This is a genomic window from Kitasatospora sp. NPDC048662 (assembly GCF_055587065.1).
On the sequence record NZ_JBVJHA010000006.1, the window covers coordinates 95954 to 117878 of the forward strand.

A 21925-nucleotide genomic window follows, 5' to 3' on the forward strand; every position below is an offset into this window, starting at 1 on the left:
CGGTGCCGCCGGCGTGGGACGGGGTGGCCGCCCCTGCCCCACCGGTCGGGTACCCCCTCGATCCACCGGTGCCAGTCCCGTGGGCGTAGGCCACGGAGTCGGTGAACGGCTCCTGGCCGACCGCCCCGGCGGGCTGGAGGGCCACGCTCTGAGCAGACCCGCCACCGGACGAACGCTGCTGAACACCACACCCAACGCGACACCGAGACCAACGACGACCACCGCGGCTGCCAGCATCGGCCCCTTCCGCCACCATGGCCTCCCTCCACCCCCGTCACCGCCCCCGACCAGCACTCACCCACCGCCACTCGACGGCGGCTCCCCACCACCCGACGCATCAGTCGATCGCTCCCCGTCCGACTGGCGCGCGCCACCCGCCGACAGCGGACCGGACGGCGGCCCGGCAGGTTCCGCTCCGCCCCGAGGACGACGGCCGCCCGGCCTCGGCCCCCGGACCCGCTACCGGTACCAGTACCCGGCCTCGACCCGCCCGGTCCGCTACTCGACGACCGGCCGCTCTCCGCGCTCAGACCGGCTGTCTGCGCATCCATCTGCCCGGGCGTCGCCCCGCCGTCCACCCCTGAAGGAGGGCCAGCTGCCCCGCTCACCACCTCGGTCGGAGGTTCCCCACCTGACGCGTCATGACTCCGCGGCCCCTGCCCGGGCCGCTCGGGCCGCGAGGAGCCCGCTGCACCCGCGGTGCCCTGCGCGTCCTGCGCAGTCACCGGTCGCTCCGCCCCTGAGTCACCAACTCCCCCCTGCAGGAGGCCAGATGTTCCGTCCATCAGCTCCGTCGGCGGGCCGGTGCCCGGGGCACCGTCACCCGCTGCGTCCGGCCCGCCCGTTGTCTCCAGTACGTCCTTCCGAAGGCGCTGCGCATCTGTCCGGCCCGGCTCAGGGCCGCCAACCTCCTCTGTCGGGGCCCCGAATGTGTCTGCCACCACCTCCGTCGGCGAGCCGCCCGACTCGCCCACCACCTCGGTGGGGCGGTGAGGCGGCGGCGGTGCGTTGTTGTTCTCGTTGGCGCTGTTCTCGTTGGCGTTGTTCTCGTTGGCCGGTTCTTCGGGTTGCCGAGGTGTCGGCTGCTCAGCCACGGGACTGCCTCCCGGTCGGACTCCCCCGAGACCACACTGCGCGGCCACTACTGTCTGCCAGCATCGCCGAACTCGCTGTTTCGCGTCGGAGTGGAGCCGCGACTCGCCGGGCCTCGTGGGGTGTCCGAAGCTGGAATGGTCGGCCGGTCCTGGTCGGCCGCCCACGGGGGGCTCCATTCGAAGGGCCGGTGAGACGCGTGCCCCCTGCTCCTGCTCCCCCGCACCCTGGTCTCGGGCCCCGCTCGGCGCTGCCCGGCTGGGTCGCCGTGCTGGTCTCCGCCGTGGTGGCCGCCGTGGGCGCGCTGGTGGCAATGGCGGCCGTGGCCGCACTCGGGCTGTGGCTGGCGCACGCAGACGAACTGCCCGGCGGCGGCTTCGGTGCGGTGCTGGCCGCAACGGTCCTGATGTCGATGGGGGCACCGATTCGCCTCGAGGGCAGCGCGGCCTTCGTGGCGACCGCGCAGGGCGGGATCACTGCCGTCCCGCTGTCGGTCACGCTGGCGGGATCGCTCAGTGCGGCATTCCTGTTCCTGCGCCCACTGCGCCGACACGCCGTGGTGGGCGCACGGGCCCTGTTGGCACGATTTCTCGCACTGGCAGGGTGTTGGACGGTCATGGTGCTGCTGCTCTCCTGGGCGGCGCGGCACAGTTTCACGGTGTCAACAGGCGACCCCCTGATCGACCAGCTCGGCGGCGCACTGGGCGCCGCCCCGGTCGTGGGGTTCCGGGCCGAACCCGGCCCGGCGGTGGGCTTCGGACTGCTGTGGCTGGCGGTGGTCGTCGTGCTGGCGCTGGCCGCCTCTCACCGCGCACCGTTGCCGACCCGCTGGGTGCGCTGGCGCGGCACTCTGCATCCGACGGTGCACGCGGTGGTGTCGTTGCTGCTGCTGTATGTCGGGCTGGGCCTGGTCTGCGGGCTGGTCGCGACGGCAACGGGCAGTGAGCCGCGAGAGACACTCGCGGTGCTGTGTCTGGGCCTGCCGAACCTGGCCTGGCTCGGGCTGGGTATCGGAATGGGCGGGTCCTGGCACGGGCATGTGAACGGCAGCCTGGGCCTGCCGTTCCCACAACCGCTGGCGGCGGTGCTGCACTCCGGAAAGAACGTGACGCTGGACCTCGGGTCGCTGGCGGAGCAGAACGGCTGGGCATGGTTCCTGCTGCCGCTGGCGGCGGTGTTGGTCCTGGCAACCGGCGTGGCGGTGGCGGCCCGCTCGCGTCCACCGCTCCCAGTGTGGCGAGCAGCCCTCCAACTCGCTGTGGTGCTGGCCCTGGCGCTGCTCGCGGTCGGCCTACTGACGCGGGTGTCGGCCGTGTACGGGCTGTCGCTGCTGGGTCTGGGGGGTGCGGGTTCAACAGTGCTCGGCCCGGATCTGCTCACGCTGGTCCCGCTGGCCGCAGGCTGGGGCGCCCTCGCGGGCCTCCTCGGCGGCGTCCTCGCGCCACGCCTCGCCGGGCGGCGGCGCGGCACGCAGGCGCAGAGTCACCCGAAGTCGCACGAAGAGGGGGCACCACACTGACCGAGAACCGACGCAGAAGCGGAAGCAGGGACAGCAACACGGGCTGTTCCAGCGGGGCGCGCCGTCCCGGCCCGCCCGGCGATGGTCCGGGAGGGGCGGGGCGGGCCGGCGGCGGGTGCTCAGCCTTCGATGCGGTGCTGGGTCCAGAAGGAGGTCAGGTCCACGGTCGTCGCGGCCTGCGCAGCGGCCTTGAACTCGGCCGTGGTGGACACCCCGTACCAGTGCGCTGCCGCGTAGTCGTGCAGCAGCTTGGTCATCGCGCTGTCACCGATGGTACGGCGCAAGTCGTGCAGGGCGCACTTGCCGTAGTTGTAGATGACCGTCGAGTAGCGGGAGGAGTGGGCGTCCCAGTAGGCCATCGAGTTGGTGATCTTCTCGGCGGAGGATGCCCAGGAGACATTGCTCCAGCAGTTGGTGCCTGTGCCGCCGAGTGCAAGGTCGGTGGCGTAGTCGGTGAACGCCTCGTCCAGCCAGGGGCTGTTGTACTCGTCGTCGCCGACGATGCCGTACCACCACTGGTGGCCGATCTCGTGGGTGAGGGCGGTGGTGGAGACCAGGTCCAGCACGAAGCCGGGGTATTCCATGCCCCCGAACCAGAAGTTGTTGTCGATCACCGCGTCGAGTTCGCCGTACGGGTAGGCCCCGAAGCGCGCGGCGTGCGAGTCAACGGCGGACTTGGCGGTGGTCAGCATGGACTGCGCGCTGGAGGAGCTGATGCCGCTGACGGAGTACACGTTGACAGCGACTCCGCCCGGCGAGGTGCCGGAGATCTTGCTGAACGGCCCGGCCGCCCAGGCGAATTCGCGGACGCTCTTGGCGGTGGCGGTGGTGACGGTCCGTCCGCTGCTGCCGGGGGTGTCCACCGAGGTGCCGGTCGCGGGGACGAGCAGGCTGCTCGGGTGGTCGAGGGTGACCGTGTAGTCGGACGCCAGCGTGTAGAAGGACTCTCCGTTGTTGGTGTACGGGTCGAGGTGCCAGCCGGCCGCGTCACGGACGGCAAGCACGGGCAGCGCGTTGCCGATGAAGTTGAATGCGCCGTCGCGTCCGAACCGGTCCGCGCCGGAGGGGACGGCGATGGACACGTCGAAGCCGACGCTGCCACTCGCGCCCTGGGCGAGCGGTGCGGGCAGGGTGACCTTGAGCGCGGTGCAGCCGACGGTGAGCGGCGCGGCGGTGCCACCGGTCAGGTTGCTGACGGTGATCGGCGTCGTGGGGCAGCTGCCGTGGTAGTTGTCCCACAGCCGCAGGTACACCTCGGTCAGCGGGGTTGCCGAGGGGTTGGTGAAGCCGATGCTCTGATGGCCGGACCAGTTGGCGCCGCTGGTGTCGCTGGTCAGGTTGACCGTGTATCCGGTGGGTGCGGGGGTACGGGTGGCGTCAGTGGTCGGCGGCGGGGTGGTGCCGCCGGCGGAGACGTCGAGCGCCACGTCGTCCAGCACGAAGCTGGTCTGCAGTCCGGAGTCCTCAACGCCGCTGAACGAGACGCTGACGGTCTGTCCAGCGTAGGCGGAAACGTCGAAGGTCTTCTTCACGTAGCCTGCCGCCGCGTCCAGGTTGGAGTAGGTGGCGAGGGTGGTGGTGCCTATCTTGGCGGTGAGTTTGTCGTACGCCGTGGTCGTGGTGGTCTCGGCCGTGTCCACGTGCAGCCAGAAGCTGAGGCTGGCGCTGGTGCAGCCGGCGGGCAGGGTGACGGTCTGCGCCAGCGAGTCGGTGTGGGCCGACCCGTAGCCGTTCAGCCAGGCGAAGGACGTTCCGCTGTGGGCGCTCTGGCCTGCCGCGCTGCTGACCACGCTGCTGGACGAGGTCCACGGCGAGGTGCCGGACTCGAATCCGCCGTTCGCCACCACCTGGGTCGCCGTGCAACTCGCGGCCGCGGTACCGCTGTTGCCCTGGACGGCCTGGGCGTTGGGGGCGGCCAGGGCCGCGGTGCCGGCGGCCACCAGCACGGTGGTGCTCAGCAGCGCGGCAGCGCGGGTGGCGAGGACGCGGAGTCTGTCGCTCATCGATGCTCCTCTCGGTTGCCAGGGTCTGTGGGGGCCCTGGCCGAGGGGCAGATTGCCAGCAAACTCCCAGGATTGATAGGTCCATGCCATCGATCGTTACGACACCCGCCATCATCGGCACACCGTACGCACCCGTCAGCGCGTCCCGTCCGCGTCGAACACCGGCCGTACCCACACCGGGGGCAACGGCGGTACCTGGCGCAGCCGTCCGGACCGGGCGTCGGAGGCAGCCCGCAGTGCCGCGACGAACTCCAGACAACCGGCGCACCAGCTCTCCAGCCGTTTCGCCATTGCCCGCCGTAGGACGGCACTCACCTCACCGGGGAGGTCCGCACGTTGCCGCAGCACCTCCGGCGGCGAGCCGTTGAGGCGGGCCCACAGCAGCGCGAGGTCGTCGTCGCGGCGGAACGGCGGGCTGCCGGTGAGCACTTCGTGCACCACACAGCCCAGGCTGTACACGCCGCAGCGCCCGTCCACCGGCTTACCGGAGATCTACTCGGGGGCCACGTAGTCCAGCGTGCCGGCGAACTGGCCGACGCTGGTCAGGCCGGTGAGCGACAGCGACTTCTTGGTCAGCCCGAAATCAGTGAGGTAGGCATGTTCCGGATGGTCGGGGTCGGTGCCCTGGGCGATCAGCACATTGCCGGGTTTGACGGGCCTCGAAGTCCTCGGGCCAGTGCGCGTACCCGAAGTGGTCGAGGGTTTCGCCGGGCGGCCCGCACCAGGCGGTCCGGCCGCCGGGGGCGAGCATCAACAGCCGGTCGCACAGGTCGAGGCTGAGCACACTGTGGGTGACCACGATGACGGTCCGCCCGTCGTCGGCGAGGCGCGCAGCATCTGCATGACGAAGCGGTCCATGCCGGGGTCGAGGCCGCTGGTGAGTTCGTCGGGGAACAGCAGGGGCGGTTTGGTGAGCACTTCGAGGGCGACGCTGACGCGTTTGCGCTGGCCGCCGGAGAGGCTGGAGATGAGCTGGTCGCTACGCCCGACGAGACCGAGTTCGTCGATCACCTCGGTGACGCGGGCGGCGCGTTCGCCGGGCGCGGTGTCGTCTGGGAAGCGCAGTTCGGCGGCGTAACAGGGCTTTTCGGACGGCCAGCTGGGCGTGCAGGATGTCGTCCTGCCGAACGAGGCCGATGCGTTGCCGCAGTTCGGCGTAGTCGCGGTACAGGTCGAACGACTCTGGTCGGCAGCGGCCGGACGCTGGACGGCGGTCGGCGCGAGCCGGTGATGGCGGTCAGCGCGGACGGTCGGCCTACGGGCGACGGTCCGCTCCGGGCAGCGGGTGGACGGCGGTCGGCAGCGGCAGGGCACTGAAGGTGCAGCGCGGCCCATCGGCGGGGCTGCCGAGGCAGAGCACGGTGCCGGGTTCGGTCTCCTGGTGGATGATGCGCCGGTAGCCGGCCCAGGTGCCGTTGGTGGAGCCCGTGTCGTCGACGATCCAGTGGCCGTCGCCGACGTGCAGTCGCGCATGGTGCAGGACACCCGGGAGTCGGTGAGGACGATGTCGCCGGCGGGGTCGCGGCCCAGGGAGTAGGTGCGGCTCGGGGTGATGACCGTCTAGTCGCCGCCGGTTTCGAGGACCAGTTTCGGCCCGGTGAGCGCCGCCTCTCGCTCTCCCGTACGTCGATGCTCTTCCGGGGGCGGGCACCCGCCCGGGGGGCGGTTTTCGGCCTTCCGGGTAACAGTGGAAGACGGTCGCCATGGGTTGGGTACCTGTGGGGTCGGGACCGAGCGGCCCATAGGGCGGCGGATGGGAGCGGGTTTGTGAACACCTGGGCAACCTGGACCACGCAGGGCATTCTGTCCGGCCACGGCGGTGTGAAGACCGTGGAGATCGGCGTCATCACCGGGGATCTGACCGTGCACACCATGTGGATCGAGGGCGAGGCGCGGCTGACGGTGCAGTACAGCGGGGCGCTCGACTGGTTCACCGTGGAGGGCAGCCCGGTGGCCGCGGCGGACGAGGCGGCGGCGCGCGAGGTGCACCAGCGCATGGTGGAGGCGGTGAAGGCGGGCGGCGGCGCGACCGCTCCGCAGGCCTGACCCCCCCGAACCCGGGCCGCTGCACGGTCAGGTGCGCGACGGCCCGGGTTTCGGCCTGTCCGGGCGGCCTGTCCGGGCACCGAAGCTCCGCGCAGGCCGCGACGCGCAAACGACGCCACGTGGCAACGCGACGCAGTGGCCACGCAACGCACCGGCGACGCGACGCAGGGAGAGCCCAGCGGCCACACCCCGGCCCGCCTCGACACCCGCCCCGCCGGTCGGAGATTACGGTGTGTCGCGACGGCGGGCGGATTCGGCGGCTTCGGCGGCGGTCGAGCCGCGGTGAATCAGTTGCTGCCCGAGGGCTGCCAGGGCGCGTCCGACGGCGAGTTCGTCGCCGATCGCCGGATCGGCGGGGTCTTGGGCGCTGCGGTGGGCCTCAGCGTCGACTTCGATCAGGTTGACGCCGGTGTCCAGGACGGCGTGTGCCTGGGTGAGGTCACCGACCTCGACCAGCCGCAGACGCACGTTCCAGTCGGAGATGTGCGGTTCGGGCACCGCGGCTCGGGCGTTCACCGCTTCTCCTCCTGCTGGGGCGGTTCGGCGATCCGGTCGCCCTCCGCCTGCGACTCCTCCCAGGCGTGCATGTTCTGGTAGGAGGTGATGCCTTCCTCGGGGTCGGCAGCGCGAACATCGTCCTCGTCGCGCTGCGCCTTGTCGTTGAGCCTGTCGTTCATCTCGGACATTCTCGGCTCCTCGCTGTCAGGCCCCCACTGCTCCTTCCAGCCTGCTCCCGCCGAACGCTTCAGTCGAGTTCGGCCAGCAACGCGGGGTTGACAGTGGCGAGGACGGTCCGCAGGTCGGCTTCGGCCACGGCGGGCCACAGCACGGCGCGGGCGTCCCGGTAGCGCTCGGCAAGCCGGACGCGGTCCGCCTCGGGCAGCTGGGCGGAGCGGTCGGCACGGGAGTTGTGGGCGTTGTCGGCGATCTTGACGAGGGCGGCGGCCTGGTCGGTGACGATGTCGAGCAGCATCGCCCGGTAGTCCGTCGCGGGTTCCCTGGTGACCTTTCGGACGGTGGCGACCACGCCGGTGGGGATCCCGGCGGCGAGCAGGTCGTCGGGGCGGGTCGGGGTGTCCTCCAGCACGTCGTGCAGCAGCGCGGCCATCTGCAGGCCGGTACCGAACGCGGCAACGCCCGCCGCCACCGCGCGGACGTGTTCGATGTAGGGGGCACCGATCCGGTCGTGCTGTCCGGCGTGGGCGCGGGCGGCGAGGGCATCGACTTCGGCGAGGGTCGGTGAAGGCACGGCTAGGTCCCCCTGGGATGAGCGACGATCAGGTGCCGAAAAATATAGTCCGGTTGACGGAAAGGATGTGATCGTCCGGTGCGGGTGACCCCGATCTCCCCGGAGCGCCTGGTCACGCTGCTCGCCGAGCGGATCCACCGGCTGCCCGACGATCCGGACCGCCGCCTGCGGGTCGCGATCGACGGCGCGGCCGCCGCCCGCCCGAACGAGCTGGCGGACGCGTTGGTGGAGCCGCTGCGACTGCTCGGCCGACCGGTACAGCGGGTCTCGGCGGGCGACTTCCTGCGCCCCGCCTCGGTCCGCTTCGAGTACGGCAAGCAGGATCCGGACGCTTTCCACGACCTGTGGCTGGACGAGGGCGCGCTGCTGCGCGAGGTCCTCGACCCGCTGGAGCCGGGCGCGGACGGCCGGATACTGCCCACTTTCTGGGATCCGGTCACCGATCGCTCCACCCGGGCCCGCTACCGGGAACTGCCGCCGCGCGGGGTCCTGCTGCTGGACGGCCCGTTCCTGCTCGGCCGCTGGCTGCCGTTCGAACTCACCGTGCACCTCACCCAGACTCCCGCTGCGCTCGCCCGCCGCACCCCCGCCGACCAGCACTGGACGCTGCCCGCCCACGAGCGCTACCGCACCGAGACCGACCCGGCCGCACTGGCCGACCTCACCGTCCGGGTGGACGACCCCCGCCACCCGGCGCTGGTCGAGCCGGACTGACGCCCTCGATCACCGCGCCCGCGGCCGTCCACCACCGGCCTGCCGCCGTCAGCCGGTCGGCGCCGGGCCGCGCTGGCAACGCGGGCACCAGTACGCGGTGCGGTCCTGCGCGTGGGTGCCGGTACGGATCGGCGTGCCGCAGCGGACGCAGTTGCGACGGGCCCGGCCGTACACCCAGTGCTGGCAGCCGGGCCGGGTGTCGCCGGTGGTGATGTGGCCGTGCCGCAGCTTGTTGGCGTCCAGTAGTTGGTGCGCCCGGTGCAGCAGCCGGTCCAGGTCCGGCAGTTCGGCGACCGGCAGCCAAGGGGTGACTCCGGCCAGGAAGCTCAGTTCGTTCGCGTACACATTGCCGAGGCCGGCCAGGTTCCGCTGGTCCAGCAGGGCCGCGCCGACCGGGCGTTGCGGGGCGGCCAGCAGGCGGCGGCGGACCTCGGCGACGTCCCAGTCGGGGCCCAGCAGGTCGGGGCCGAGGTGGCCGACCACCCGGGCCTCCTCGGCGGTGCGCAGCAGTTGCACCACGGGCAGTCGGTAGCCGACGGCGGTGCCCTGCTCGGTACCGAGGATCGCCCGGATCTGGAACGCCGGCCCGCTGCGCCAGCGCTCACCGGGCCGGAACACCTGCCAGCGGCCGTCCATCCGCAAGTGGGTGTGGAGCGTCACGCCGCCTTCGAACCTGGTCAGCAGGTGTTTGCCGCGCGGCACCGTCTCCAGCACCCGTCGGCCGGTGAGGTCGGCGGTGGCGTGGGCGGGCACGCGCAGGTCCGCCACTGTCAGCACCCCGCCGGCAAGGGCGTGGTTGAGCTGGGTGGCGACCAGGAAGATGCTGTCTCCTTCGGGCACTCCCCCATCATGCCGTCCGCCACGGACACCGCCCGGCCTGCCCCCGCTGCCTCTGCTGACAGGTAATCCCCTGGTCAGGTCGTGAGCCGCTGTTCTAGGTTGGCGCGATGACGATCACTCACGAGGTGGCCGGCTCCGGCCCCGCGGTACTCCTGCTGCACTCCTCCGTCTGCGACCGCCGGATGTGGGACGGCCAGTGGGACGCGCTGCGCGAGGCCGGGTACCGGGTCGTGCGCTGCGACTTCCGCGGTTTCGGGGAGACCCCCTGCGCGGACGCGCCGTACAGCAACCTGTCCGACCTGGAGGAACTGCTCGACGAACTCGGCATCGACCGCGTCTCGCTCGTCGGCGCCTCCTTCGGCGGCAACATGGCGGCCCAGTTCGCGGCCCTGCGTCCGGAGCGGGTGCACTCGCTGACGTTGCTCTGCCCCGGCAGCTCCACGCACGAGCCGAGTGCCGAGCTGGTGAAACTGGGCGAGCGGGAGGTCGAGCTGGTCGAGTCCGGCCGGCTGGACGAGGCGGTCGAGCTGATGGTGGACACCTGGCTCGGGCCCGACGCGGACGAGGCGGCCAAGGCCAAGGTCCGGGTGATGCAGCGCAACGCGTACGAGGTGCAGCTCGCACCCGTGGAGGAGATCCACCCGACCGAGATCGAGGTGGACCTGCGCAACGCCGTCGCTCCCGCGCTGGTGTTCGGCGGCCGGCACGACGTGGACGACTTCCGCCGGATCGCCGTCGAGACGGCAGCCGTGCTGCCCTCCGGCGAGCACCGCGAACTGCCCTGGGCCGGCCACCTGCCCGCCCTGGAGCGCCCGGCCGAGGTGGCCGAGCTGCTGATCGCCCACCTCGCCACGGTGTGGAAGGCCTGACGCGGAACGTCAGCGGCACCCCCTTCACATTCCCTCTTCCGGGTGAATGTCGGCATCCTGTTCGACCCCCTGGGCCCACTCACCACCACCCGCGGGAGGCGAATACACCTCACTTTTTCGGCCCCAACAGGGCTCTTGCCTCCTCGCAGAACCGATTCGGCATTCGACGCCGGCGCAGGTCCGAGCAGGCCACCCTGGTCGAACAGCTGGTGGGCAGGGTTCGAAAAAGCAGGTGCACGCGTCCGATCGCCCTGCTTTGATTCCGCGTGATCAACCTCCACGAGAGGACGCACCACACCCTTGGACGGCACGATGCACGACATCCAGCACGACAGCGACCGCACCCCCACCCCGGGGGCAGGCGGGCCGTCGGCCGTCCTGGCCCGGCTCGAGGAGTTCTTCGACGCCGTTCCCCGGTTCTCCGCCACCGCCGAGGAGCACGGCCCGTTCACCCTGTTCGTCCGCACGGGGTCGGGCTGGCACTACTACGGACGCCCGCAGCTCGGCGGCGACGGGCAGTTCACCGCGGCGGACGTGGAGCGGGTCCGGGCCCGCCAGCGCGAGCTGGGCGCACCGGAGAGCTTCGAGTGGGTGCACGAGACCACGCCGGGTCTGCGCGCCGCGATCGAGGCCTCCGGCCTGGAGGTGCACGAGCACCCGCTGCTGATCCTGGAGCTCGACGGCCCGTCAACTACCGCGCCGGCAACGGAGGGCGACCCGGAGGTCCGGGTGCTGACGATCGACGACCCGCTGCTGGCGAGCGCCGTCGCCGTCCCGCACCTCGCCTTCGCCGACCCGGGTACCCAGGTCGGCACAGCCGGCCCGGAACAGCTCGCCGACGCCACCCGGACGGCGATCGCCGACGGCCAGGTGACGCGGATGGCAGCCCGCATGGAGGCCGGCCGCACGGTCGTCGCCGCGACCGTCGGGCCGGACGGACTGGCCGGCGCCTCCGGCTGCCACCAGCCGATCGGCGACGTCAGCGAGATCGTTGCAGTGGCGACGCTCCCGTCCCTGCGGCGGCAGGGCTTGGCGCGCCGGGTCACCGCGCAGCTGGTCGAGCACGCCCGGGCCACCGGGATACGCACGGTCTTCCTGTCCGCCAGCGACGACGCCGTGGCGCGAATATACGAGAGCGTCGGCTTCCGCCGCATCGCCACCGCCCTGATCGCCGAGCCTGCCGCGGAGGCCACCACATCCTGATAGCCGCACCACCGCCCCACTGCCGAACCTCCCCGGCGCCGACCGGCCGGTCGCTCGGGTCAGCCGTCAGGCTCCGGCAGCGTCTGGTCGTCGCTGAGCAGATCGGCCAGCAGGTCGCCCTGTTCGGCGAACCGGTCGAGCACCTCCTCCGGGCTGAACCTCAGCTCGGCCGGGTCGGTGCACTGCTCCACCTCGCTCCAGCTCACCGGGGCCGACACCCCCGGAATGCTGGTGGCACGCAGGGTGTAGGGCGCGGCGGTGGTCTTCGCCGTCGCGTTCTGCGACCAATCGACGAACACCTTTCCCCGGCGCAGCGCCTTGGTCATCCGGGACACGATCAGGGCGGGGTACTCGCGGGCGAGGCGTTCGGCGAGGGCGCGCGCGTAGTCGCTGACCTGCCGGGCGGGGGCGGGGCGCAGCGCGACGTACAGGTGGAGTCCCTTGCTGCCGGAGGTCTTGGGCCGGCAGACCAGCCCGTCGGCGGCGAGGGCTTCGCGGATCAGCAGGGCGACCAGGCAGCAGTGGGTGAGGTCGGCACCGGGTCCGGGGTCGAGGTCGACGATCAGGCGGTCGTGGGCGTCGGGTCCGCTCTCGGAGGTCCACTGCGGGACGTGCAGTTCGAGGGCGTAGCCGTTGGCGACGGTCATCAGTGTCGGCAGGTCGTCCACGGCGACGCGCTGCTTGGGGCCTTCGTGGCTGGGCGCGGTCACGGTGCGCACCCAGTCGGGCAGGCCGGGTGGCGGGTTCTTGGCGAAGAATCCCTCCTCGCCGATGCCGGAGGGGAAGCGCAGGAAGCTGGCGGCGCGGCCACGCAGGTGTGGGAGCATCGCGGGGGCGATCTGCGCGTAGTAGTAGAGGGCCTCGCCCTTGGTCCACCCGGTGGCGGGCCACAGGACCTTGTCGAGGTGGGAGAGGACCAGGCGGCGGCCCTCGACTTCCGTGACCTGTCGCTCGGGCATACCGTGGGAAATCCCCGCGAAAGGGCCATGCCATGCCACAGGTCACCTGGAAAGGCGTCATCACGTTCGGGCTGGTCAGCGTACCGGTCCAGCTGTATGCCGCCACTGAGGAGCACAGCGGGCCTGCCCTGCACCAGGTGCATGCGAAGGACGGCTCACGCATCCGGTTGAAGCGGTTCTGCGAGGCGGAGGACAAGGAGGTTCCGTACAGCGAGATCGCCAAGGGGCACGAGTCCCCGGACGGTCGCCAGGTGGTGCTCGACGAGGAGGATCTGGCGGAACTGCCGTTGCCGAGCAAGAAGGTGGTGGACGTGCTGGCGTTCGTCCCCGCCGAGTCGATCGACCCGCTGATGTACTCCAAGGCCTACTACGTGGCCACGGCCGATAAGGCCCCGGCGAAGCCGTACGTGCTGCTGCGGGATGCGCTGCGCGCGTCGGGGCAGATCGCGGTGACCAAGGTGACCATGCGGACCAGGGAGTCGCTGGCGGTACTGCGGGTGCACGAGGACACCCTGGTGCTGCAGACCTGCCTGTGGCCGGACGAGGTTCGCTCGGCGCAGGGGATGGCGCCGGACGAGAAGGTGACGGTCCGTCCGCAGGAGCTGAAGATGGCGCGTTCGCTGATGGACACGCTGTCGGAGGACTTCGACCTGTCAGCGTTGCACGACGAATACCAGCTGGCGCTCCAGGAGTTGATCGACGCCAAGCTGACCGGGGTCGAGGCACCGCACCTGGAGGAGCAGGCCGAGGGCGGCGAGGCCGAGGTGATCGACCTGATGGCGGTACTGCGCAGCAGCGTGAAGGCCGCCAAGGGCGGGCACGGACGGAGTGCGAAGGGCAGTCGGGCAACGGGATCGGCGGCGGACGCCGAGGAAACGGAAGCGGGGCAGGACACGGGGTCGGACACGAGGTCGCGCGCGGCGTCCGGCGGCGGTGCCGCGAAGCGGGCCCGGTCCACATCGACAAGAAGGAGCGGGGCGGCGGCGCAGAAGAGCGCGAAGGCTCCGGCCAAGAAGGCCGCCACGAAGAAGAGCACGCCTCGCAAGGCGTCCTGACGTCCCCTCACTCCGGCGAGTCCCGCGGCTCTCGTCCGTCGCGCAACTCCCGCGTCCCCCATGGCGCTTGCGAGTTGCGCGACCTCCGCGACACCCACGCTCCGCCACCATGGCCCCGAGATTGCCGATGACGCGCGGCCCCGGTTGGGGCGGGGCCGCACGGCGGTTTGTGCGGATGGAGGGTGGGTCAGGAGAAGACGGCGGAGCGGAGCTTGAGGCGGTCGCTGGCGCGGCCTCCGGGGCGCAGCGAGTAGTAGTCACCGTCGCAGTCGGGGCCGGTGAAGACGGTGACGGTCGAGTTGGTGATGTTCCGTGGGGCGAAGGCGGGTTCAGTGGCGTCGGGGTCGGCGACCTCGGGGAGGGTGTGGCAGACCCGGCTGTCCGGATCGATCAGCACACCCTCGGCACGGTTGCCGAAGTCGTCGTAGTAGCTGTAGCGGAACTCACCGACGGCCGCAGCGGCGGGACATGGCGTGGCGAACAGCAGGGCGAGCGAGGCGACGGCGGCGGCAGCCGTGTGACGCAGGTGCATGGGGGTAGTACGGCCTTTCCGATCGAACGCCGGGGTCGGCGGGTCCGTCCCGGCGCGAACCACCGTAGGGGCGGGGCCCGGTGGCGAATCGGTTCTGCCCGTGCACGCCGCGCGCCGTCGCAGCGGCCGTGCGGCCGCCGCCCGAAGGAGTGCGCCCGGGGCCGGTGGGGTGGGCGCGGCACGCGGGTCATTTGGGTCGTCGGGGGACGAAACGCCGGTCGCAGCAGGGCAGTTCGGCACGACGTTCGCATGTTAGAACCGGCGTGCAGCGGGCAGATGTGTTGCTACCTGGGACGTAGGGACGCGCCGGCGGGGAAGGCCGAGCGCGCCTGCCTGGCGGCGCGGAGGTGGTTGATGGACGGACCGGCACTCTCCCCGCGTGAGCTCCTGATCCTTCATCAGATCGAGGCCGAGCTGGGGAGCGATCTGGAGCTGGAGCGCGAGCTGCGCACGATGCGACCAGCACGGTTGGCACGGCTTCGGCGGTCACTGGCCGCCCGCCCACGATCCGTGGTCGTGGTGATCGCATGCTGTCTGGTGATGTCGTTCGGACTGTTGGGACTGGCGGTGGCACTGCGGGCGCCGATGCTGCTGGTCGCCGTGGTGGCGGCCTGGGGCACGGCGCTTGCGGCCCTGCTGGCGCTGGCGCACTTCTGCCGGCGCGGGCGGAATCGATAGCGGGCGCACCCGCCCGCGCGGGGAGCGCGTTCGGCCGGCGCACCGTCGGAGGACGGCGGGCGCCGGCCGATCGGCGTCGCCGGGCCGACGCCCCGGGAGCGGTCGGTGCCACGGAACAGCCCGGGCAACCGGGACGCCGGGTCAGACGCCGGGCAGGCCGGTCTCCAGGCCGTCCAGGGCGTGCGAGCAGAGGCAGTCGCGGGTGGCGGGCAGCGATTCGAGGGCCTTGAACAGGACGGCGCGCAGGCGGTCGATGTTGCGGGCGAAGACCTCCAGCACCTCGGCGTGGGTGACGCCCTCACCGGTCTCCACTCCGGCGTCCAGGTCGGTGACCAGCGCCAACGAGGTGTAGCAGAGGCCGAGTTCGCGGGCCAGCACGGCTTCGGGGTGGCCGGTCATGCCGACCACGGACCAGCCGTTGGCGGTGAACCAGCGGGATTCGGCGCGGGTCGAGTAGCGCGGGCCCTCGACCACCACCAGGGTGCCGCCGTCGACCGGTTCCCAGGCGAGTGAGCGGGCGGCGGCCAGCGTGGCGCGCCGGCCGTCGGGGCAGTAGGGGTCGGCCATCGCGGCGTGCACCACCTCGGGCATCGAGCCGTCGGGAAGGCTCCGGCCGTCGTAGTAGGTCTGCACCCGGCAGGAGGTGCGGTCCACGAACTGGTCGGGTACCAGCAACGTGCCCGGGCCGAACTCGGGACGCAGGCCGCCGACGGCGCACGGGCCAAGAACCTGACGCACCCCGAGCGAGTGCAGCGCCCACAGGTTGGCGCGGTAGTTGATGCGGTGCGGCGGCAGCCGGTGGCCGCGACCGTGACGCGGCAGGAAAGCGACCCGCCTGCCCGCCACCTCGCCGATGAGCAGGGCGTCGCTGGGCGGCCCGTAGGGCGTTTCGACGTGCACTTCGGTGGCGTCTTCGAGCAGTGCGTACAGTCCGGATCCGCCGATGACGCCGAGTTCGGCGGTCGGGGTGCCGTCGGTGCGGGGCGGGTGGACGTCGGCCATGGCTCTCCTCGGCTCTACCGGTGGGACGCGGGCCCGCCACGGCCCGAGGGGCGCGGCGGGGCTGCGACTGGGGTGCCAACCGGCGGACGGTGCGGCCCGCCGTGGGCATGCTGCCACCCTACGAGCAGTCAGGTCCGGTGTCCCTCACCGGACCTGTGCGGTTCGGGCTGCCGCACTCGGGCACCGGGCGATCTTTGGGCTCCCGGTCGGCGGTGGCGTCCGCGTACAGTGGCAGCCCAGGTCGGCGCGGTGACGGGACGGTGTGATGAACGACGGGCGGCTGGCGGTGCACTCCGGCGAGGGCGGGACGAGGGTGGCGCACCGGGCACTGTCCTGGCGGGTACGGCCGGCGGCGCCGGACGCGGCGGTGCTGGTACTGCACGGTGGGCGGGAGTTCGGCCCGGAGCCGGTGCCGGCGCTGAACCTGCCGGGCCTGCGGATGCGCCCGTTCGCGCGGGCCGTGGAGCGCGCGGTGCGGCGCTCGGCGCAGCGCGGTGCGGACGGGGCTGCGGGACGGTCGCTGGCGGTGGGCACGGTGCACTACCGCTGCCGGGGGTGGAACGGTGAGCGCGCGGACGCGGCCCGCGACGCAGAGGCGGCGATGGCGGAGTTGGCGGAGACGCTCGGGCCGGTGCCGACGGTGCTGATCGGGCACTCGATGGGCGGCCGGGCGGCGCTGCGGGCAGCCGCGCACCCGTGCGTGCAGGGGGTGGTGGCGCTGGCGCCGTGGTGCCCGCAGGACGAGCCGACCGAACACCTCCGGGGCCGGTCGGTGCTGATGCTGCACGGCGACCGCGACCGGGTGACCCCGCCCGCGGACACCGACCTGTTCGCCCTGCGGGCCCGGGACCACGGAGCGCGGGTGGCCGGCTACCGGGTGTTCGGCAGCGGCCACACCCTGATGCGCCGCGCCGGCGACTGGCACCGCACCACCGCCGGACTGGCGCTGGCTCTGCTGGGCCTGGCGGCGCTGCCCGAGGAGATCGGCACCGCGCTGGCCCTGGAGGGCGGCGGCGCGGACGGCCTGTGCATTCCGCTGACGGGCCGCCGCTGAACCCGCGCTGTTGGGCCGTCTCCGCCGAACGGGTCGGCGCGGGGAGTTCATCCCTGCAGAGACTATCTCCGCAGGGATGAACTCCACGGGCCGATCACCTTCGAAACCTCCCGACGAAAACCATCCCTGCAGAGACTATCCCTGCGTAGATCATCTCGGCCCCCGCACCACCCACCCACCCCACCCCCCAGCGCCCCGCCCACCCCGAGGAACGGACCGCGAACGCCTGGACACCCGGCCAGAGAGCCTGCCGCGTAACCGATCAGCAACGGACAGCGAGGGCCGACTCTTCGGCTCGACTGGGGCGGGCCGGGGGCGCACACTCCGGGGAGGAGACGTCCGCCAATCGAATGAGGGAGGACCCGGCCATGGGGATCAGCCTGACCACTGATCGGCTCGTCGTCCGCGACTGGACGCCCGACGACGCCGAGGACGCGCTGGCCGTGTACGGCTCCACGGACGTCGCCCGCTGGCTGACACCGGCGATGTCCCGGGTCTCCGATGTCGAGGCGATGCGTTCGGTGCTGCAGGCCTGGGCGCAGGAGCAGCCTGGGCTGCTGCCCCCGCGTGGGCGGTGGGCCGTGGAGCGCCGGGAGGACAAGAAGGTGGTCGGCGGGCTGGGCATCCGGCCGCTGCCTCCCTACGACGAGGACCTGGAGATCACCTGGCAGCTCGCCCCGCACGCCTGGGGCCAGGGGTACGCGACGGAGGCGGGCCGGGCGCTGTTGCGCTGGGCGTTCACCCAGGACGTCGAGGAGGTGTTCGCGGTGGCCCGGCCGAAGAACGACCGGGCGCACGCGGTGGCGAAGCGGCTCGGGATGCGCTGGGTCGGCGAGACCACCAAGTACTACGACCTGAACCTTCAGGTCTACCGGATCCGCCCTTCCGACCTGGCTTGACCCCCCTCCCCCTCCTCCACCTCCCCCGGCCGCTGCGCCGACCGCCCCGCCCGTTCACCTCCCCGCCCACGCCCATCCCCGGTGCGCCCACCCTCACCCGCGCCCATCCCCGCCAGCGCTCACCCTCACCCGCGCCCATCCCCGCACCCGCGCCCGTTCCGCCCCCGGGCGGCCGTTGCACCGACGGGGTTTCACACTCGGCAGAGGCGGGCGGCAAGTTCGGCGGGCAGCGGGTAGCGGCGCTCGTCCGGGAGCAGGCGGCGGGCCTGTTCTGTGCGGCCGGTGCGGACCAGTTCGGCGGCGCGCCGGATCTGCGGGGTGAGGTCGGTGAGGGAGACGATCCATTCCTCGGCGTACGCGCGGACGGTCTCCCGCCCCAGGCCGACCTGGATGCTGTAGTGGTTGAGCGCCGCGCCACGCAGCGACCGCTCCGGGTCCCACTGGACGTGCACCTGGGCCGCCGCCAGCCGCTGCTGGTCCCCGGTGGTCAACTCGGCTGCTGCCAGCGCGCGTTCCCAGCCCTGTCGGGTGATCCGGACAGCCAGGATGCGCTCCTGCCCCGGCTTGGTGCCCCAGTTGCTGCGGTGCAGCAGCCAGGGCAGCGAGGGCTTGATCCAGGTCATCCGCCGGAACGAGAACGGCGCGACGAACCGCCCGGCCCGCAGCGCGGGTTCGGCGATCGCGGGCGCGTACGCCTGGTAGACCACGATCGTGCTGTCGTCGAAGTCGGCGCGCACGGCGTGCAGTTCGGACACCCGCCCGGGCGCGACGGGCCCGCGGAGCGGTTGGCGGGACGGACGGCGGGGCGAGCTGTGCTGCTGGGCCATCCTCCGACCCTGCCACCCGCCCGGTCCTGCCGGCCACGCATTTTCCGGCGGCCGACCCGCCGCCCTCGGCCACGACGGCGACAGCGACAGTGACGGCGACAGCGGCAGCGGCAGCGGCAGCGGCAGCGGCAGCGGCAGCGGCAGCGGCAGCGGCAGCGGCAGCGGCAGCGGCAGCGGCAGCAGCAGCGACAGCGACAGCGACAGCGCTGACGCGACGTCAGCCCCCGATGAGCACCTGCCCGTTCGTAGCGGCGGGCGCGCCCGCGCGCGTGGGTCGGACCGGGTGCTTGCTCAGGATCGAGACGCGGTTGAAGGCGTTGATGGTCACGGCCACCCAGATCACGGCCGAGATCTGCTCGTCCCCGAACACCGCCCGGGCCTGCGCGTACGCCACGTCCTGGGCGGTGGCGTCGGCGGGGTGGGTGGTCGCCTCGGCCAGCGCCAGTGCGGCCCGCTCGCGCTCGTCGAACAGCGCGGTGTCGCGCCAGGCGCTCAGCACGCCGAGCCGCTGCACGCTCTCGCCTGCCTGCAGGGCGGCCTTGGTGTGCACGTCCAGGCAGTAGGCGCAGCCGTTGAGCTGCGAGACCCGCAGGTTGACCAGTTCGACGAGGCGGCGGTCGAGTCCGGCCTCGGCGGCGACCTCGCGGACCGTCTCGGCGGTGGACCGCAGGGCCCGGAAGGCCTGCGGGTGCTGCTTGTCGATGTAGACCCGCCGGCCGGTCGTGCTGGTCGTGGTGGTCGCCACCTCGGTCACCTGGAGCTCCTCCGCCTGCGTGCTGGCATTTGTCTGACGATACCCTCCATAATAGTTGAAGCTGAAACGATTTGTGGAACGGGCCGCACGGAGACTCCGGTCTCCGGACGGCACGGGAGGGAGCACCACCATGAGCACCACCGAGAACGGGCCCCGCCCGGCCACCGTCCGGGTCCTCCCGCCGCGGGACGTCCCGCTCGGCGGGCCGCGCGCGATGACCGTCCGCCGCACTCTCCCCCAGCGCGAGCGCACCCTGATCGGCGCCTGGTGCTTCATCGACCACTACGGCCCCGACGACGTCGCCACCACCGGCGGGATGGACGTCGCCCCTCACCCGCACATCGGCCTGCAGACCGTCAGCTGGCTGTTCAGCGGCGAGATCGAGCACCGCGACAGCCTCGGCGTGCACGCCTTCGTCCGCCCCGGCGAGCTCAACCTCATGACGGCCGGTCGGGGCATCGCCCACTCCGAGACCTCCACGGCCGCCACCAGCGTTCTGCACGGCGTCCAGCTGTGGGTCGCGCTCCCCGACGAACACCGCCACACCGCCCGGGACTTCCACCACCACGTCCCCAGCCCCGTCACCCTCGACGGCGCCGAGGCCCGCGTCTTCCTCGGCACGCTGGCCGGCGACACCTCCCCCGTTCCCACCTTCAGCCCGCTCCTGGGCGCCGAACTCGTCCTCGACCCGGGCGCCACCCTCACCCTCGACGTCGACCCCGCCTTCGAGCACGGCCTCCTCGTCGACCAGGGCGACATCACCTTCGCCGGCACCCCCCTGCACCCCGCCGACCTCGGCTACCTCCCGCCCGGCGCCACCACCCTCAGCCTCACCAACCCCTCCCCCACCCCCGCCCGCCTGATCCTCCTCGGCGGCACCCCCTTCGACGAACAGATCGTCATGTGGTGGAACTTCATCGGCCGATCCAGTGAGGAGATCGTGCAAGCACGAACCGACTGGGAGAAGGGGGTTCGGTTCGGCGAGGTCCAGGGTTACCCGGGCGACCGGCTACCCGCTCCGGAGCTTCCGAACGTGGCCCTGAAGGCGCGCGGAAACCGCTTCTGACCTGCTAAAACGCCTCCTACAGACGGTCGCGGACACAGTCCACGAGGGAGTGCTCCGCGACCGCTTTCGGCGCGGCCGTCAGCGCCGACGGGTACCGGGGACGGGGACCTCCGCAGAGCTTGCCAGCACAGGTCGATTCCCATGTATGGGCAGGTTTTGCAGGCTGCGGTCGGATGAATGCTGAGTTTTTGCTGACTTTTCTGACGGCCCGCCAGGCCGACACCGGGCACTGTCGGGCCAGGTTGCGAGCCTGGGGGCGATCCTCCCGCCGGTGGCTTTCTCCAGCAATCGAGGCCCTGCGCTCGGGCAGTTGCGACAGAGGGACCCCGACCGATCGGTGCTGCTTGGAGGGCGGCTCAGGAAATGATCTTCCTCCGGGTGCGAACGCACCGGTCGGCCGCCGTCGAAGTCCTCGACGGCGGCCGGTGCCGGATCCCGGCAGGTGGGTGCGGCGCAGGACCTCGGCCCGGATCTCCTCGCGGATGGCCCCGTCGTGGCGGAGGAACACGCGGAGCAGGTCGCTGCGGCTGAGGATGCCCACCAGGCGGCCGGCCTCGTCGGCAACGGGCAGACGCTTGACGCGCTCGCTCTGTATCAGTCGGGCGGCCTCGACGACCTTCCGCTCCGGGCGCGCGCACACGGCCGGGCCGGTCATCAGGCCCACAGCGGTGGTCGCCCGGCTGCGGGCGCGCTCGCGGGGCGGCGGGTCCGGGGTGAGCGGCAGTCCTGCGGGGTCCTCCTGGGCCGCCTCGTTGAGCAGCAGGTTGCCCTCGGAGACCACGCCGAGCGGCCGGTCCTCGTGGTCCAGGACGGGCACGGCGGTGATGTCGTGCTCGGCGAGCAGCCGGGCGATCTCCTTGAAGCCGGTGTCGGGCTTCACGTGCACGACGGCCGACGTCATCAGTTCTCCCCGATCCGGTGTCGCATGGTCGGTTCGCTCCTTTCAGGTCGGCGGCACGGCCGCGCGGCGGTTACGGGGTGTGCGCGTCAGTCCTTGGGGTGGCGGACCACGACGACCGGGCAGGGCGCGTGGTGGACGCAGTGCTGGCCGACCGAGCCGAGCAGGGCGCCGGTGAAACCGCCGTGGCCCCGGCTGCCGACGACCAGGAGTTCGGCGCCGCGGGCCGCGTCCAGCAGGCGCTCGGCGGCGCCACCCTCCTGCACCCAGGTCCTGATCTCGACCGGGGCGTCGGAACCGGTCGCCTCGCTGACGCTGTCGTCGAGGGTCTTCCGTGCGATGCCCGGAAAGTCCGCGTAGGACTCGATCGGCACCGTCCACCCGGTGGCCACCGGATGCTGCCACGCGATCAGGGCCTCCACCACGGCGCCCCGCAGGCGGGCCTGGCCGACGGCCCACCGGAGCGCGTCGACCGATGCCGGCGATCCGTCGACACCGACCACGATCCGCTGTTCCGGTCCGGTCTGCTCGCTCACGTGTCTTCTCCTTCGTATTCTCGTCGGTCTCAACCATCGGCATTGCAGCGACTGTTGCGAAGGACCGAACGGGTCCGGAGGCCGGGACCTTCAGGCCGGCCCTTGCCCGGCACAGGGCCGTGAGTTCCTT

At 72.1% G+C, this 21925-nt stretch carries 22 protein-coding genes and 2 pseudogenes; 10 read left to right on the forward strand and 14 right to left on the reverse strand.

The window, feature by feature from the left end; translation table 11 throughout:
• Positions 1-1291: 1291 nt before the first annotated feature.
• The gene (locus tag ACZ6R9_RS18540) at positions 1292-2611 is read left to right on the forward strand and encodes a streptophobe family protein (protein ID WP_465538917.1); all 1320 of its coding nucleotides are present in this window, start codon (positions 1292-1294) and stop codon (positions 2609-2611) included.
• Positions 2612-2730: 119 nt separating this feature from the next.
• Here ACZ6R9_RS18540 and ACZ6R9_RS18545 read toward each other — a convergent pair whose 3' ends face one another.
• The 3 genes and pseudogenes from ACZ6R9_RS18545 to ACZ6R9_RS18555 form a co-directional block, all read right to left on the reverse strand.
• On the reverse strand, positions 2731-4614 hold the full coding sequence (locus tag ACZ6R9_RS18545; RefSeq protein ID WP_465538918.1) for a M1 family metallopeptidase: 1884 nt from the start codon (positions 4612-4614) through the stop codon (positions 2731-2733).
• A 135-nt stretch (positions 4615-4749) separates the two neighbouring features.
• A pseudogene (locus tag ACZ6R9_RS18550) lies at positions 4750-5274 on the reverse strand (protein kinase domain-containing protein); the annotation flags it as partial.
• Positions 5246-6168, reverse strand: a pseudogene (locus ACZ6R9_RS18555) (ATP-binding cassette domain-containing protein); the annotation flags it as partial. The pseudogenes ACZ6R9_RS18555 and ACZ6R9_RS18550, both read right to left, overlap by 29 nt.
• 213 nt (positions 6169-6381) lie before the next feature.
• Here ACZ6R9_RS18555 and ACZ6R9_RS18560 point away from each other — a divergent pair.
• A complete protein-coding gene (locus ACZ6R9_RS18560) occupies positions 6382-6660 on the forward strand; it encodes a hypothetical protein (protein ID WP_380482978.1) in 279 nt (92 codons plus the stop codon).
• Positions 6661-6885: 225 nt separating this feature from the next.
• On the opposite strand, the gene ACZ6R9_RS18565 is transcribed toward ACZ6R9_RS18560, so the two are convergent.
• Genes ACZ6R9_RS18565 through ACZ6R9_RS18575 form a run of 3 tightly spaced genes read right to left on the reverse strand, consistent with a single transcriptional unit; the run spans position 6886 to position 7909 of the window.
• Positions 6886-7176 (reverse strand): dsRBD fold-containing protein, encoded by a 291-nt coding sequence (locus ACZ6R9_RS18565; RefSeq protein ID WP_380482976.1) that lies wholly within the window; start codon positions 7174-7176, stop codon positions 6886-6888.
• Entirely contained in the window at positions 7173-7346 is a 174-nt protein-coding gene (locus ACZ6R9_RS18570; protein ID WP_380482974.1) for a hypothetical protein, read from the reverse strand. Before ACZ6R9_RS18570 ends, ACZ6R9_RS18565 begins: the two co-directional genes overlap by 4 nt.
• A gap of 59 nt (positions 7347-7405) precedes the next feature.
• Positions 7406-7909 carry an HD domain-containing protein gene (locus ACZ6R9_RS18575; protein ID WP_465538919.1) on the reverse strand — a complete coding sequence of 168 codons (504 nt, stop codon included), beginning with the start codon at positions 7907-7909 and terminating at the stop codon, positions 7406-7408.
• Positions 7910-7987: 78 nt separating this feature from the next.
• Between ACZ6R9_RS18575 and ACZ6R9_RS18580 the strand changes: the two genes are divergently transcribed.
• Positions 7988-8623, forward strand: a complete 636-nt coding sequence (locus ACZ6R9_RS18580; protein ID WP_380482970.1) for a nucleoside/nucleotide kinase family protein — start codon at positions 7988-7990, stop codon at positions 8621-8623.
• Between the two features lie 48 nt (positions 8624-8671).
• Here ACZ6R9_RS18580 and ACZ6R9_RS18585 read toward each other — a convergent pair whose 3' ends face one another.
• Positions 8672-9463, reverse strand: coding sequence for a DNA-formamidopyrimidine glycosylase family protein (locus ACZ6R9_RS18585; protein ID WP_380482968.1), 792 nt, complete (start codon positions 9461-9463; stop codon positions 8672-8674).
• 107 nt (positions 9464-9570) lie between these two features.
• Between ACZ6R9_RS18585 and ACZ6R9_RS18590 the strand changes: the two genes are divergently transcribed.
• Positions 9571-10332, forward strand: a complete 762-nt coding sequence (locus tag ACZ6R9_RS18590; RefSeq protein ID WP_465538920.1) for an alpha/beta fold hydrolase — start codon at positions 9571-9573, stop codon at positions 10330-10332.
• 300 nt (positions 10333-10632) lie between these two features.
• Positions 10633-11535 (forward strand): GNAT family N-acetyltransferase, encoded by a 903-nt coding sequence (locus ACZ6R9_RS18595; protein WP_380482964.1) that lies wholly within the window; start codon positions 10633-10635, stop codon positions 11533-11535.
• 59 nt (positions 11536-11594) lie between these two features.
• Here ACZ6R9_RS18595 and ligD read toward each other — a convergent pair whose 3' ends face one another.
• A complete protein-coding gene (gene ligD / locus ACZ6R9_RS18600) occupies positions 11595-12494 on the reverse strand; it encodes a non-homologous end-joining DNA ligase (RefSeq protein WP_465538921.1) in 900 nt (299 codons plus the stop codon).
• A 32-nt stretch (positions 12495-12526) separates the two neighbouring features.
• Here ligD and ku point away from each other — a divergent pair, with 32 nt between their 5' ends.
• Positions 12527-13549 carry a non-homologous end joining protein Ku gene (ku, locus tag ACZ6R9_RS18605; protein ID WP_465538922.1) on the forward strand — a complete coding sequence of 341 codons (1023 nt, stop codon included), beginning with the start codon at positions 12527-12529 and terminating at the stop codon, positions 13547-13549.
• A 187-nt stretch (positions 13550-13736) separates the two neighbouring features.
• Here ku and ACZ6R9_RS18610 read toward each other — a convergent pair whose 3' ends face one another.
• A complete protein-coding gene (locus ACZ6R9_RS18610; protein WP_380482957.1) occupies positions 13737-14081 on the reverse strand; it encodes a hypothetical protein in 345 nt (114 codons plus the stop codon).
• 354 nt (positions 14082-14435) lie between these two features.
• On the opposite strand from ACZ6R9_RS18610, the gene ACZ6R9_RS18615 reads away from it, so the two are divergent.
• Entirely contained in the window at positions 14436-14759 is a 324-nt protein-coding gene (locus ACZ6R9_RS18615; protein WP_380482955.1) for a hypothetical protein, read from the forward strand.
• A 141-nt stretch (positions 14760-14900) separates the two neighbouring features.
• On the opposite strand, the gene ACZ6R9_RS18620 is transcribed toward ACZ6R9_RS18615, so the two are convergent.
• Positions 14901-15761 (reverse strand): S-methyl-5'-thioadenosine phosphorylase, encoded by an 861-nt coding sequence (locus ACZ6R9_RS18620; RefSeq protein ID WP_465538923.1) that lies wholly within the window; start codon positions 15759-15761, stop codon positions 14901-14903.
• A 265-nt stretch (positions 15762-16026) separates the two neighbouring features.
• Between ACZ6R9_RS18620 and ACZ6R9_RS18625 the strand changes: the two genes are divergently transcribed.
• Together ACZ6R9_RS18625 and ACZ6R9_RS18630 are read left to right on the forward strand one after the other, a co-directional pair.
• Positions 16027-16815, forward strand: a complete 789-nt coding sequence (locus ACZ6R9_RS18625) for an alpha/beta fold hydrolase (protein ID WP_465538924.1) — start codon at positions 16027-16029, stop codon at positions 16813-16815.
• A 368-nt stretch (positions 16816-17183) separates the two neighbouring features.
• Positions 17184-17714, forward strand: a complete 531-nt coding sequence (locus ACZ6R9_RS18630; RefSeq protein WP_380482949.1) for a GNAT family N-acetyltransferase — start codon at positions 17184-17186, stop codon at positions 17712-17714.
• Between the two features lie 191 nt (positions 17715-17905).
• On the opposite strand, the gene ACZ6R9_RS18635 is transcribed toward ACZ6R9_RS18630, so the two are convergent.
• Both ACZ6R9_RS18635 and ACZ6R9_RS18640 read right to left on the reverse strand, forming a co-directional pair.
• The gene (locus ACZ6R9_RS18635) at positions 17906-18469 is read right to left on the reverse strand and encodes a DUF4291 domain-containing protein (protein ID WP_465539375.1); all 564 of its coding nucleotides are present in this window, start codon (positions 18467-18469) and stop codon (positions 17906-17908) included.
• Positions 18470-18758: 289 nt separating this feature from the next.
• A complete protein-coding gene (locus ACZ6R9_RS18640; protein ID WP_465538925.1) occupies positions 18759-19295 on the reverse strand; it encodes a carboxymuconolactone decarboxylase family protein in 537 nt (178 codons plus the stop codon).
• Positions 19296-19425: 130 nt separating this feature from the next.
• Between ACZ6R9_RS18640 and ACZ6R9_RS18645 the strand changes: the two genes are divergently transcribed.
• A complete protein-coding gene (locus ACZ6R9_RS18645) occupies positions 19426-20361 on the forward strand; it encodes a pirin family protein (protein ID WP_465538926.1) in 936 nt (311 codons plus the stop codon).
• A gap of 16 nt (positions 20362-20377) precedes the next feature.
• Here the strand turns inward: ACZ6R9_RS18645 and ACZ6R9_RS18650 are convergent, their stop codons facing one another.
• Together ACZ6R9_RS18650 and ACZ6R9_RS18655 are read right to left on the reverse strand one after the other, a co-directional pair.
• Positions 20378-21262 (reverse strand): CBS domain-containing protein, encoded by an 885-nt coding sequence (locus tag ACZ6R9_RS18650; RefSeq protein ID WP_465538927.1) that lies wholly within the window; start codon positions 21260-21262, stop codon positions 20378-20380.
• Between the two features lie 86 nt (positions 21263-21348).
• Positions 21349-21795, reverse strand: a complete 447-nt coding sequence (locus ACZ6R9_RS18655; protein WP_465538928.1) for a universal stress protein — start codon at positions 21793-21795, stop codon at positions 21349-21351.
• Positions 21796-21925 lie beyond the last annotated feature (130 nt).